We start from the raw sequence: 12,731 nt of genomic DNA, 5'->3' as shown, positions 1-12,731 counted from the left end.
AATAAATTTAATCTTGATAGATCAAGTTTGCTTTATCGATATTGTTGCTGTCGATATCAAGCACATGCTTTCCTTCAACTTCAACCTTAATCTCTTCATTTTCAAGGTCTACATCAAGGAGTTTTGCTTGAAATTTACGGCGATTTTCTACTGCTGCAATTAAACGCAAAGCAACCTGTTGTCCAATGTAGCTTTGCAATTGTTCGAGTTGAAAAAATGGGCGATCCCAACCTGGTGAAGAAACTTCTAATGAATACTCACCTGAAATCGGGTCATGAACATCTAACATTGCGCCGACTTGTTGTGTAACTCGTACACAATCTTGCACACCAATACCACGACCTTGTTCTACTTCACCATCTTCATTAATCACTGGTTCAGCATTTTCATCAACTGGTCTATCGATATAAATACGCAATAATGAACGTTTACCTTGTGGAAGGAATTCAATTCCCCACAGGTCAACACCACATGCTTGCACTGCTGGGGCAATCATGTCATACAATGCTTGGGATTTATTTGATAATTTCATTTACTCTCGTCATTCTCGTGCGATTCAATCGGTTGTTTTAACCGACACAGACCTACTATAGTGAAGCATGACTATTTGACCAATTGATGTCGACACTACACGATAGCGATACGATAACCAATAAAAAAGGGCGTTAATCGCCCCTATGTAGCACAGAAAACAATAGTCCACTGTGCAAAAAGGCCCACTTTTCTGTGAGCCTCTTTTAAGAAACTTGGTAGCGGGAGCTGGATTTGAACCAACGACCTTCGGGTTATGAGCCCGACGAGCTACCAGACTGCTCCATCCCGCATCAACGTGCAAAAATTATATACAAATATCAAAAAAAGTCAATGTAAACTTATCTAATATTCGCCTGATTAAGTTGCACCTTAATCAAATTGGTAGCGGGAGCTGGATTTGAACCAACGACCTTCGGGTTATGAGCCCGACGAGCTACCAGACTGCTCCATCCCGCATCAATAAACTGCTTGCACTCAACTTTCTGGTTCAAAGTTGGTGCGGAAGGGGGGACTTGAACCCCCACGCCCGAAGGCACTACCACCTCAAGGTAGCGTGTCTACCAATTCCACCACCACCGCAGCTTGTGGGACGCATTCTAGTCCTTCCAACTGCAAAAGGAAAGCCCTATTTCGAATTATTGACCCGTTTTTGGTGCATTTGGTGAAGTTTCAGGCGATGTTGTTTGAGCTGGTGCTGTTGTTTGTACAGTTTTCAAGCTATATGCTTCCGTCGTCTGTTTTTTCGCAAAAACAGCAAGAGTTAAACTCGTTACAAAGAACAATGCAGTTAAAACAGCAGTTAGACGAGTCAGGAAATTACCCGAACCCGATGCACCAAATACAGTTGCTGCACCGCCGCCGCCAAAAGAAGCACCAGCATCTGCGCCTTTACCGTGTTGCACTAAAATCAATGCAATCATCAGTACAGCTAAAATAATATGTACAACAAGTACAAAAGAGTGCATACCCTATCCTCGTTATTTGCTTTGCGCGAAGGCTTGTACAATTTGATAAAAAGATGCTGCATTTAATGAAGCACCGCCGACCAACGCACCATTAATGTCTGGACATGCAGCTAATTCAACAGCATTTTCAGCTTTTACACTACCACCATATAAAATAGCAATATCTGAACCCGCTGAAGTAAGCTGACATAAGCCTTCACGAATTTTAGCGTGCATCGCTTGCGCGTCTTGTGGAGAAGCTGTTTTACCTGTACCAATTGCCCAGATAGGTTCATAAGCAATCACGACTTGGTTTTGCCATTGTTCAGCAGTAACCACAGGTGCAATATCGCAAATTTGCTGTAAAACAACTTGCTCTGCATGGCCTTGCTCACGCTGTTCAAGACTTTCACCCACACAATAAATGACAGTTAAGCCCGCACTTAATGCATTTTGGAGTTTCGCCTTCAAAATTTCAACGTTGTCGCCAAAAATATCACGGCGTTCAGAATGCCCGACCAATACGAAATTAATTTGGCTATCTTTTAATAATTCTGCACTAACTTCACCAGTATAAGCACCTGTACCCGCAACACGCGATACATCCTGCGCAACCGTATATACTGTTCTTACAGCATCCTGCAATTGCGCCTGTACTGTTGTAAGTGCAATAGCAACAGGGGCAACGCCCACATGGCAGCTTTCATCTGCAATTTGGTTTTGTTGCAATAATTGTTTAAATTCTTCTATAAGTTGGTTGGCGTTAGCACGCATTGGATTCATTTTCCAGTTGCCAACTACCCAAGGCGTAATCGTCGTACCCGACATACTGCTCACCTTTCATCAAAAATGCAGCACATTCTACACGCATTTATACAAATTTCAGATACTTTTCTTTCATGCAAATACTTATATCCTTACTAGTACTTGAAATTAAGAAAAACTTTATAACAGTTCAAAATTGAATACTCTAAAAATTAATCTATAAAAACTTCGACTGGTTCAAGTTTTAACAGAATGATTAGGACAAGAGCAACACTTTCTAAGGTAGTAATTTTACATAACAAAAGTATAATTTTTCATATACCAATTATAAACACATTAGCATAGGCAGGCAGATGTCAGCATTACATACATCTCCAAAATTTACGGGGTTTTTTCGACGTTTAGTCGAAGAAGAACATGTGTCGGCAACGACCATGCAAACTGCATTAGATGCAGCAAAAAGAGCTAAGCGGGATACAGTTGCCTATTTAATTGAAGAGGTTCATCTCTCACCTTCTTTATTGGCTGAAACAATTTCCGCTGAGTTTGCTGAACCATATTTTGATCTTGATGTTTATGACACATCTCAGATTCCTAAAGATCTGGTCGATCAAAAACTGATTTTAAAACATCGAATTTTGCCACTTATTCAAAGAGGCCAAATTTTATATGTTGCGACTAGCAATCCAAGCAATATTGAAGCGATTGATGCGATTCGTTTTAATAGCAAACTGATGGTTGAGCCTGTGATTGTCGAGCACCATAAACTCGAAAAAGTTTTAAACCAACATTTCGCAGAAGAAAGCAGTTTTGATTTTAATGATGAAGAGTTTGATCTTGACGTCAGCCTTGATAGCCCTGCCACTCAAGAAGATGAAGACGAAACACCTCAAGGTGATGAAGCTCCCATTGTTAAATATATTAATAAGTTGCTCATTGATGCAATTCGTATGGGAGCTTCAGATTTACATTTTGAACCGTATGAAAAGTCATATCGGGTTCGATATCGTGTTGACGGCGTGTTACGTCAAATTGCTAACCCTCCTTTACAATTGGCAAACCGTTTGGCTTCACGTTTAAAAGTAATGTCTCAAATGGATATTTCCGAAAAACGTGTCCCACAAGATGGTCGTATCAAACTTAAGCTCTCAAAAACTAAAGCAATTGATTTTCGTGTGAACTCACTTCCGACGTTGTTTGGTGAAAAGCTAGTTCTACGTATTCTTGACCCATCAAGTGCGATGCTGGGGATTGACGCATTAGGATACGAAGAAGAACAAAAAGCTTTATTTATGGAAGCTTTAGATAAACCACAGGGCATGCTTTTAATCACAGGTCCAACAGGTTCCGGTAAAACTGTATCTTTATATACAGGTTTAAATATTTTAAATACTGAGAGCTCTAATATCTCTACTGCCGAAGACCCTGTAGAAATTAACCTTGAAGGGATTAATCAGGTTAACGTGAATCCAAAAGTAGGTCTTACGTTTGCTGCTGCACTTAAATCTTTTTTACGACAAGACCCTGACATTATTATGGTGGGTGAGATTCGTGACTTGGAAACAGCAGAAATCGCGATTAAAGCTGCACAAACCGGTCACATGGTGATGTCAACACTGCATACCAACAGTGCACCAGAAACACTGACTCGCTTACGCAATATGGGGGTTCCTTCTTTCAATATTGCAACATCAGTCAACTTGGTTATTGCTCAGCGGTTAGCACGCCGCCTTTGCTCTCAATGTAAAATACCTACAGATGTTCCAAAACAAAGCCTATTGGAAATGGGCTTTACCGAACAGGATCTAGCACATCCAGACTTTCGCGTTTTTCAACCTGTGGGTTGTCCTGAATGTCGTGAAGGCTATAAAGGCCGTGTCGGTATTTATGAGGTAATGAAAGTTACACCTGAAATTTCCAAGATTATTATGGAAGATGGCAATGCTTTAGAAATCGCGGCTGCTTCTGAAAAATTGGGGTTTAATAATCTACGTCGTTCAGGTTTACAAAAGGTAATACAAGGGGTGACCTCTCTACAAGAAGTCAACCGTGTGACCAGTGAATAAGACACTATTTAAAATAAGGATAATCTAATGGCTGTCAAAAAGGCACAAATGATGCCGACTTTTGCTTATGAAGGGGTTGACCGTAAGGGCTTAAAAATTAAGGGGGAACTTCCAGCTAAAAATATGGCTTTAGCTAAAGTAACCTTACGCAAACAAGGGGTGACTGTTCGAACCATACGTGAGAAACGTAAAAATATTCTTGAAGGTTTATTCAAGAAAAAAGTATCAACGCTTGATATTACTATTTTTACCCGACAACTGGCGACCATGATGAAAGCCGGTGTACCGCTGGTACAAGGCTTTGAAATTGTAGCAGAAGGTTTAGAAAATCCAGCCATGCGTGAGGTAGTACTTGGTATTAAAGGTGAAATTGAGGGTGGTAGTACTTTTGCCTCAGCTTTAAGAAAATATCCGCAACATTTTGACAATTTGTTTTGTTCACTTGTGGAATCTGGAGAACAATCAGGTGCTCTCGAAACCATGCTAGATCGTGTGGCAATTTACAAAGAAAAAAGTGAATTGCTCAAGCAGAAAATCAAGAAAGCAATGAAATATCCGGCCACGGTTATTGTAGTAGCAATTGTGGTGACCATTATTTTGATGGTTAAAGTCGTACCCGTTTTCCAAGATCTGTTTTCCTCATTTGGAGCAGATTTACCAGCATTCACCCAAATGGTCGTGAATATGTCGAAATGGATGCAAGAATACTGGTTCATTATGATTATGGTAATTGGTGCAACTATTGTAGCCTTTTTAGAAGCTAAAAAACGTAGTAAAAAGTTTAGAGATGGCTTAGATAAACTGGCGCTCAAATTACCTATTTTTGGGAACTTGGTCTATAAAGCAATTATTGCCCGTTATAGCCGGACACTTGCCACAACATTTGCAGCAGGTGTTCCGCTCATTGATGCACTTGAGTCGACTGCTGGTGCAACCAATAATGTCATCTATGAAAAAGCTGTTATGAAAATTCGTGAAGATGTAGCAACAGGACAACAACTTCAGTTTGCCATGCGTGTATCTAACCGTTTCCCTTCTATGGCTATACAAATGGTTGCAATTGGTGAAGAATCTGGTGCACTAGACAGCATGCTCGATAAAGTGGCTACCTATTATGAAAATGAAGTTGATAATGCAGTTGATGGTTTAACTGCAATGATGGAACCTTTAATTATGGCAATTTTAGGGGTACTGGTAGGCGGTCTAGTAATTGCTATGTATCTTCCAATTTTCCAAATGGGCTCAGTTGTATAATGCAAGAAATCATTGCTTATTTTATTCAAAACTTAACTGCTCTTTATATTGCAGTTGCATTCGTGAGCCTATGCATTGGTAGCTTTCTAAATGTAGTGGTTTATCGTACCCCAAAGATGATGGAGCAAGACTGGCAGCAAGAATGTCAAATACTCCTCAATCCAGAACAACCGATTATTGATCATGAAAAACTAACATTAAGCAAACCTGCTTCATCATGTCCAAATTGCCACCAACCGATCCGTTGGTATCAAAATATTCCTATCGTAAGCTGGTTGATGCTAAGAGGAAAATGTGGTCATTGCCAGCATTCGATTAGCATTCGTTATCCAGCAATTGAACTACTCACCATGTTATGTTCACTGGTGGTGGTTATGGTGTTTGGCCCGACCATACAAATGCTTTTCGGCCTAGTCCTCACATGGATACTAATTGCCCTCACCTTTATAGACTTTGATACTCAGCTGCTACCCGACCGTTTTACCCTACCTTTGGCTGCGCTTGGCTTAGGCATTAATACCTTTAATATTTATACCTCACCTAACTCGGCCATTTGGGGTTACCTGATTGGTTTTCTATGTCTTTGGATTGTCTATTACTTATTTAAAGTGATTACTGGCAAAGAAGGTATGGGCTACGGTGACTTTAAGTTACTTGCAGCATTGGGCGCATGGATGGGGCCATTGATGCTACCGTTAATTGTGTTATTGTCGTCTTTATTGGGTGCAATCATTGGCATCATCTTATTAAAGTTAAGAAATGACAATCAGCCTTTTGCTTTTGGGCCATATATTGCCATTGCGGGTTGGGTTGCCTTTTTATGGGGTGATCAGATTATGAATATTTATTTAGGAGGTTAAGATGGCTTTTATTCTGGGAATCACAGGTGGTATTGGCAGTGGAAAATCTGCTGCAACACAATGGTTCGAGTCCCAAGGAATTCAAGTCGTCGATGCCGACATCGTTGCGCGTGAAGTCGTTGAAAAAGGCCAACCTACTCTCCAAAAAATTCAGCAAACTTTTGGAGACTGGGTACTTCAGCCCGATGGTAATTTAGATCGTCGTGCCCTACGCGAACATATTTTTCAGAACCCTGAAGCAAGACACATACTTGAGAAAATTACACACCCTGCCATTCGCCAATCGATTATTCAACAACTACAAAATCCAAAAAGTCCTTATGTGATTTTAGTTTCACCATTACTCTTTGAAACCAACCAACATGAATTGGTTAATCACACTTTATTAGTTGATGCGAGTGAACAAACTCAAATTCAGCGTGCAAGTCAACGTGACGGGCAAAATAAAGAACAAATCCAGAAAATTATTGCTGCACAAATGCCACGCGAGCGTAAACGCAAACTTGCTAATGACATTGTGTTTAATGACGGATTACTCGAACATCTATATCAGCAATTAGAGCCTTTACATCAAAGCTATTTGAAGCGTGCAAACTAATTTTGTGTATTTTGCTGCTTAATTTTTTGTGTCAGGCTATCTTGTCTAAACCAGCGCCAAGGCTGTAAAGCACCTATTCCCATACCTACTAAGCCCACAACAATTGATGGGCTTAATGACTCACCAAGTAAAGGTACAGCTAAAATAGCCGCAATGAACGGCGCCAAAGTGACAATACTTCCCGTTTTAAAAGCACCAAGACGTTGAATGGCAGCAACATAAGTCAAAGTTGCGATAATAACGACAAATACACCATGGAAAATGCCCTGTATCGCTAAATGAACAGGACTAACTTCCATGAAATGCTTAGGCAAAAATAAAACATAGATAGGCAAGTAAATGATTGCTGACCAAATCGCGACACTTGCCATAGAGTGCCATGCAGAAAGTTTCCACTGTTTAAGTAATACAGTGAAGATGCCCCACCAAATCGCACTAATAAAAAAGAGTAAGTCTCCAATTCCAAACGCAGAGGTACTTGTACGTAGCATCAAAACGCTCATGAGTGCTAAGGCAGCGATCATGATTGCGAGACTCGCCCATGTGTGTTTATCAAACGGCTGTCTAAATAAAATATAGGCAGCTATAGCAGTACAGATTGGTATGCAGCCATTTAAAAATATTGCAGCATGTGCGGCTGGAGCATAAAGAAAAGCTGTATAAACAGTCAGACAATAGATGACACCGCCAATGAGCGCCAAAATAACCGCATGCTTACTCCATAAAAAAGCGAGATCTTTTTTATAAATTAAGATAGGCATTAAAATTAGAAAGGCGATAGAGAAGCGCAGTGCGGCAATGTCCCAAGCACTGATGTGCCATTGTGCATTTAAACGAGCGAAAAGTGTAAACCCGCCCCAAATGCACATGGTCACCAATACAAAGAAATAACCTTGCTTACGGGGAGACATATGAAGACTGCTTAAAAACTAGAAAGGCAGCTCAATTATACCTCAGAACGCTGACGACAAGCCTCGTAAAGTGCCATACCTGTTGCCACGCTTACGTTTAGACTCTGTAAATTTCCAGACATCGGAATATAAACTTTGTGATCACACTGTGCCTGAGTAATTGGGCGCAAACCTGTATCTTCAGCTCCCATCACAATCACGACTGGGCCAGAGAAATCACACTTTTGGATTGGCAGTGCACTTTCATCAAGCATAGTACCAATTACACGTACATGAGTGGTTTCTTTCAGATGAGCCAATGTACGAGCTAAATTTGTGACTTGAATAAATTTAACTTTTTCAGCTCCACCCGCCGCAACTTTACGAGCCGTTGGGGTTAAGCTTGCCGAACGATCACGAGGCACAATCACAGCTTGCACGCCCATTGCAGCAGCGGTACGGATACAAGCACCTAAGTTATGTGGATCTGTTACCTGATCTAATGCGAGCAATAAAGCATCTGGAGTTTCAGCCAAGATCTGATCTAGATCTTTTTCATTTAAAATCGGATGAGGACGTACTGCTGCTACTACACCTTGATGAAATGGCAAACCAGCAAGTTTTTCAAGACTATCACGGCTTGCCTTTTGTACACTAATTCCAAAAGGCTCTGCCAATTGCAAAATTTTTTGCAAACGTTGGTCATCCCGCCCTTTTAAAGTAAACAGGGTTAGCACACGTTCCGGCTCAAGTTCTAACAATGACTCCACTGAGTGAACGCCATAATAATATTCCGGTTTTGCCATGCTTGACCTCTAACAACGTTTGAGCAAAAAAATAAAAATCCTGCAAAGCCAACTTTACAGGATTTCTTTGGGCATAGTGTACCCGATTTAAACAGGAATTTCTTAGCCTTCTAAATGGCACACATAATCGAGCACTTCATCAGTCTCAATTTTAAAAACGCTGTTTCCAGGAACATAAAATGATTGACCAGCGCGGAACAATTCACTTTCATTGCTGTCTGCAATTTTCACGCGACATTCACCTGAAATAATTTCCATACGCTCAGGAACATGAGTTTCAAATGTTAAAGGCTGCTCAGTCGGCAAAATAACACCTAATGTTTTTTTCGTTCCATCTTCAAATTGCACGGTATGGCTGATACATGCTCCACCAAAATAAACATTTGACTTTTTGATGACCGTTACATGATCAAATTGGGTTGAACTCATGCACATTCTCCAGATAATGCCGCATTTATATAAATTATGTTGAATGTAGTTTAATTGTGCCTAAATAACTAATCAATCAGTTTTCATACAGATAGACTTGTAATTTCTACTGCTGTAGCTGAATTTTTTTAGTAAAAGCGTGGGGTAAATTTACTTCAATATTTCGATTGGTCAACATAATTTCACCTTATCTGCAAACTTCATCGTAAATTTCATCCAGAAAAACTCAGTAAACTTTCTGCGCTGTTGAATAATCAACTAGGAGCTGTAACTAATGATGAATCAACTTCTATGCCAACATGAAAGTTGTCTGGGTTATTTCGCATTGAAGCGGCCTCACAAGCTGGGAAATCGACGTTATTTCCATCAAAATGCCGACTAGCATGTACAAGCACACTTTATTTTAAAATCGGTCAAATACTATAACGCAGATAATGTTGGTCTATAACTCGTTTGTCCACATACTTTCCAGTGGCAACATAATCACCAATATGTACTTCAATATTATGAAAATACTGATATATTTTTTACTCGTCAAAATAAACTGGCAAGTAAAAAATATCTTTCTACACAATTAAATAAATGTATCCATGAATAATTCTGATAATTTTTGATATCGACGATTATTGCCAAATAATAAACGAACAAGAATCTTGGAGTTCTATAATTTAAGTTAGAATAATAGATCACTTGTAGCAAATTCAAAACTTCTCTATCTTTAACCCATAATTTGGCGCGTTGGATGCGTTTATGCTCACACATTTAACTTTAATTAATTTTGCATTAGCTGATCATTTAGCTATTGATATAGAACAAGGATTTAATGTTCTAACAGGTGAGACAGGTGCCGGAAAATCATTATTACTGGATGCACTTTCTGCCTGCTTAGGTGAACGTACAGATACAAATTATGTCCGCTATGGTTCGGACAAAGCGGATATCACCGCTGTTTTTACTTATCAGGACAATAGCCCTGAAGCGAAATGGCTACAAGACCATGAACTAGATGATGATTCTGGGGAAATTCATTTACGACGTGTTATTTTCGCAACTGGTCGTAGTAAAGCATGGGTTAATGGACGTCCGAGTAGTCTCTCTGAGCTTAAAGAATTAGGACGTTTACTGGTTCAGTTATATAGCCAACACAGCCAACAGCAACTTCTTGAACCACCTTATCCAAAGCATTGGTTAGACCGTTATAACAATTTTTATGCTGAGGCGAATGATGTCCGTGAAGCTTATAGCACATGGCAACGCACAATTCGTTTACACCAAGCAGCTTTAGATGCTCAAGCAACTCGTCTACAACGTATTGCGACCTTAGAGCTGCAAATTGAAGAGCTTGAAGAGGTTATTCAAACTGATTACAAAGAAATCGAGCAAGAGTTCGATCGCCTCAGTCATCATGAACATATCATGCAAGATTGTAGCTATAGCCTGAATGCGCTTGATGAAGCTGAGCAAAACATTACTCAAGAAATGTCGTCGATCATTCGTCGTTTAGAATCTCATGCTGGACGTAGCGAGCAGCTTTCTGAAATTTATAACTCATTATTAAATGCACAAAGTGAAATTGATGATGCCACATCAAATTTACGTCAGTTCATTGATCGTCAAAGTTTTGACCCTGAAAGAATGGAAGAACTAAATTCCAAGCTTGAAGTTTTTCATCGTCTGGCACGTAAGTACCGTACTCAGCCAGAGACGCTCAAAGAAGAATACGAAACTTGGCAAAATGAGCTTGAACAATTGCACCAACTTGAAGACCCAGAGACTCTGGCAGAGCAAGTAGAAAAGTCACATGAGGAATTTTTAGAGAAAGCTCAGCATTTAGATAATATTCGTCGTGAAGCTGCTGCTCCACTTGCAAAACAGTTAACCGAACAAGTGAAACCCTTAGCACTACCAGAAGCCCACTTTGAGTTTAAGTTTGAGCCACTAGAACAACCAAGCTCAGAAGGTTTAAGCTTTATTCAACTTTTATTTACGGCTAATAAAGGTATACCACCACAACCATTGGCTCGTGTGGCATCGGGTGGTGAACTGTCACGTATTGCACTCGTCATGCAAGTCATGAACGCGGAAAAAACAGAAGCCGAAGTTTTAGTGTTTGATGAAATTGATGTGGGGATTAGCGGTGGTACGGCTGAAGTGGTTGGACGTTTACTTGCCGACTTAGCTCAACATGTCCAACTTTTATGTATTACTCACCAAGCACAGGTCGCTGCGCAATCTGATCAACATTTGTTAGTTAAAAAGCAGCAGACTGACCCAGCCAGCAGCACCATTGTACAACTTGATGAAAATCAGATTATTTCTGAATTAGCACGTATGTCTGGCGGTGTTGAAATTAATGAAACGACCTTACAGCATGCTAAACAATTACGACAACTTAAATTTCAGGCTTCTTCAAATTAATAAAGAAAATGAGAGAAAAAGATTGGCGAAATCCGATTAACTCTTGTATGTTGATAAAAAGAACCTATATAGATAAAAGGGTCGTGAGACCCTCTAGCGACATTTTTTGAGGGAGAACCGCTTAGGTGACCAAACAATACATGACTCACCGTTGTCTGATTGCCCCGCCAGAACTGGCAGATGACTTTTTTGCAAATACAGTAATTTATCTTGCCCGTCACGATGAAGAAGGTGCTCAAGGCATTATCATTAATCGTCCTGCTGGCATTCAAATTAAAGAACTCCTGAATGATTTAGATATTGATGCAGACAATGTAAATCCACATGAGGTTTTACAAGGTGGGCCTTTACGCCCAGAAGCAGGCTTTGTCCTTCATACTGGCCAACCAACTTGGCACTCTTCTATTGCTGTGGGTGAAAATGTCTGTATTACCACCAGTAAAGATATTCTTGATGCAATTGCACATAACGAAGGTGTGGGTCGCTATCAAATCGCACTAGGTTATGCGAGTTGGGGTAAAAACCAGTTAGAAGATGAAATCGCTCGTGGTGACTGGCTTATCTGTGATGCCGATATGGATCTGATTTTTAACTTACCGTACGACGACCGTTGGGATGCAGCCTATAAAAAGATTGGTGTAGATCGCACATGGCTGGCTTCTGAAATCGGACATGCTTAATGACTGTGACACAATCCAAATCAATTATGGCTTTCGACTTTGGCACTCAAAAAATGGGGATGGCGATAGGTCAATCTGCAATTGAAAGTGCTAACCCACTACCGTTATTTGTGATGAAAGATGGAATTCCTAACTGGGACCAGCTTTTAAAAATTGTGAAAGAGTGGCAACCTGATTTGTTTATTGTTGGTCTTCCATTAAATATGGATGATAGTGAGTCAGAACTTTCTACACGTGCTCGCAAATTTGCAAGACGTTTACGCCATCAAACCAACATTGAAACTTGGATGGTGGATGAGCGCTTAACGACGCGTGAAGCAAGAGAAGAGCTCGGCTTCTACCAAGAACAAGGACGCGCAAAGAAATTATCAGCAGATAGTTTTGCAGCAGCCTTGCTGATCCAGAGTTGGTATCGAAATCCGGTCGGCTTAACGCCATAAAAATAAAAAAGCATGTTTTACACATGCTTTTTTATTGAGTAGAAAAA

General features: G+C 40.2%; 13 protein-coding genes, 3 tRNA genes and 1 pseudogene. 7 read left to right on the top strand and 10 right to left on the bottom strand.

The features are described 5' to 3' along the window. Window positions 1-7 precede the first annotated feature (7 nt). From rimP to tpiA, 6 genes are all read right to left on the bottom strand, one after another. Window positions 8-532, bottom strand: coding sequence for a ribosome maturation factor RimP (gene rimP / locus MSG95_RS11975; RefSeq protein ID WP_324645070.1), 525 nt, complete (start codon window positions 530-532; stop codon window positions 8-10). 215 nt (window positions 533-747) lie between these two features. Next, window positions 748-824: transfer RNA gene (locus MSG95_RS11970), tRNA-Met, on the bottom strand. Window positions 825-913: 89 nt separating this feature from the next. Then, window positions 914-990: transfer RNA gene (locus MSG95_RS11965), tRNA-Met, on the bottom strand. A gap of 38 nt (window positions 991-1,028) precedes the next feature. Continuing rightward, window positions 1,029-1,113: transfer RNA gene (locus MSG95_RS11960), tRNA-Leu, on the bottom strand. A 56-nt stretch (window positions 1,114-1,169) separates the two neighbouring features. Next, the gene (gene secG / locus MSG95_RS11955) at window positions 1,170-1,499 is read right to left on the bottom strand and encodes a preprotein translocase subunit SecG (protein WP_002156913.1); all 330 of its coding nucleotides are present in this window, start codon (window positions 1,497-1,499) and stop codon (window positions 1,170-1,172) included. Window positions 1,500-1,511: 12 nt separating this feature from the next. Next, entirely contained in the window at window positions 1,512-2,306 is a 795-nt protein-coding gene (gene tpiA / locus MSG95_RS11950; protein WP_077164999.1) for a triose-phosphate isomerase, read from the bottom strand. A 290-nt stretch (window positions 2,307-2,596) separates the two neighbouring features. Here tpiA and pilB point away from each other — a divergent pair, with 290 nt between their 5' ends. Genes pilB through coaE form a run of 4 tightly spaced genes read left to right on the top strand, consistent with a single transcriptional unit; the run spans window position 2,597 to window position 7,021 of the window. Further along, the gene (gene pilB / locus MSG95_RS11945) at window positions 2,597-4,309 is read left to right on the top strand and encodes a type IV-A pilus assembly ATPase PilB (protein ID WP_077165000.1); all 1,713 of its coding nucleotides are present in this window, start codon (window positions 2,597-2,599) and stop codon (window positions 4,307-4,309) included. Between the two features lie 27 nt (window positions 4,310-4,336). Beyond that, window positions 4,337-5,563 (top strand): type II secretion system F family protein, encoded by a 1,227-nt coding sequence (locus MSG95_RS11940; protein ID WP_077165001.1) that lies wholly within the window; start codon window positions 4,337-4,339, stop codon window positions 5,561-5,563. Then, on the top strand, window positions 5,563-6,423 hold the full coding sequence (locus tag MSG95_RS11935; protein WP_077165002.1) for a prepilin peptidase: 861 nt from the start codon (window positions 5,563-5,565) through the stop codon (window positions 6,421-6,423). The genes MSG95_RS11940 and MSG95_RS11935 overlap by 1 nt, the downstream gene beginning before the upstream one ends. Before the next feature lies 1 nt (window position 6,424). After that, on the top strand, window positions 6,425-7,021 hold the full coding sequence (gene coaE, locus MSG95_RS11930; RefSeq protein WP_151819642.1) for a dephospho-CoA kinase: 597 nt from the start codon (window positions 6,425-6,427) through the stop codon (window positions 7,019-7,021). Here coaE and MSG95_RS11925 read toward each other — a convergent pair. From MSG95_RS11925 to MSG95_RS11910, 4 genes and pseudogenes are all read right to left on the bottom strand, one after another. Further along, entirely contained in the window at window positions 7,018-7,932 is a 915-nt protein-coding gene (locus MSG95_RS11925; RefSeq protein ID WP_077165004.1) for a DMT family transporter, read from the bottom strand. The genes coaE and MSG95_RS11925 overlap by 4 nt on opposite strands. A gap of 35 nt (window positions 7,933-7,967) precedes the next feature. Continuing rightward, complete coding sequence (gene rlmB / locus MSG95_RS11920) at window positions 7,968-8,717, bottom strand: 23S rRNA (guanosine(2251)-2'-O)-methyltransferase RlmB (protein ID WP_039251214.1); 750 nt, start codon at window positions 8,715-8,717, stop codon at window positions 7,968-7,970. Between the two features lie 102 nt (window positions 8,718-8,819). Further along, the gene (locus MSG95_RS11915) at window positions 8,820-9,146 is read right to left on the bottom strand and encodes a pyrimidine/purine nucleoside phosphorylase (protein ID WP_000099685.1); all 327 of its coding nucleotides are present in this window, start codon (window positions 9,144-9,146) and stop codon (window positions 8,820-8,822) included. 106 nt (window positions 9,147-9,252) lie between these two features. Next, window positions 9,253-9,658: pseudogene (locus MSG95_RS11910) on the bottom strand (tetratricopeptide repeat protein); the annotation flags it as partial. 238 nt (window positions 9,659-9,896) lie between these two features. Between MSG95_RS11910 and recN the strand changes: the two are divergent. The 3 genes from recN (at window position 9,897) to ruvX (ending at window position 12,684) form a co-directional block, all read left to right on the top strand. Then, window positions 9,897-11,564, top strand: coding sequence for a DNA repair protein RecN (gene recN / locus MSG95_RS11905; RefSeq protein WP_077165005.1), 1,668 nt, complete (start codon window positions 9,897-9,899; stop codon window positions 11,562-11,564). 125 nt (window positions 11,565-11,689) lie between these two features. Further along, window positions 11,690-12,244 carry a YqgE/AlgH family protein gene (locus MSG95_RS11900; protein ID WP_004699090.1) on the top strand — a complete coding sequence of 185 codons (555 nt, stop codon included), beginning with the start codon at window positions 11,690-11,692 and terminating at the stop codon, window positions 12,242-12,244. Next, window positions 12,244-12,684, top strand: coding sequence for a Holliday junction resolvase RuvX (gene ruvX / locus MSG95_RS11895; RefSeq protein ID WP_004699093.1), 441 nt, complete (start codon window positions 12,244-12,246; stop codon window positions 12,682-12,684). The genes MSG95_RS11900 and ruvX overlap by 1 nt, the downstream gene beginning before the upstream one ends. Window positions 12,685-12,731 lie beyond the last annotated feature (47 nt).

Origin of the sequence: Acinetobacter sp. IK23 (assembly GCF_035615275.1) — a bacterium.
In the GTDB taxonomy this organism is placed as follows: Bacteria; Pseudomonadota; Gammaproteobacteria; order Pseudomonadales; family Moraxellaceae; genus Acinetobacter; species Acinetobacter seifertii.
Note: the sequence above shows the minus strand (reverse complement) of the source record. Positions and strands in the feature narration are given on the sequence as shown.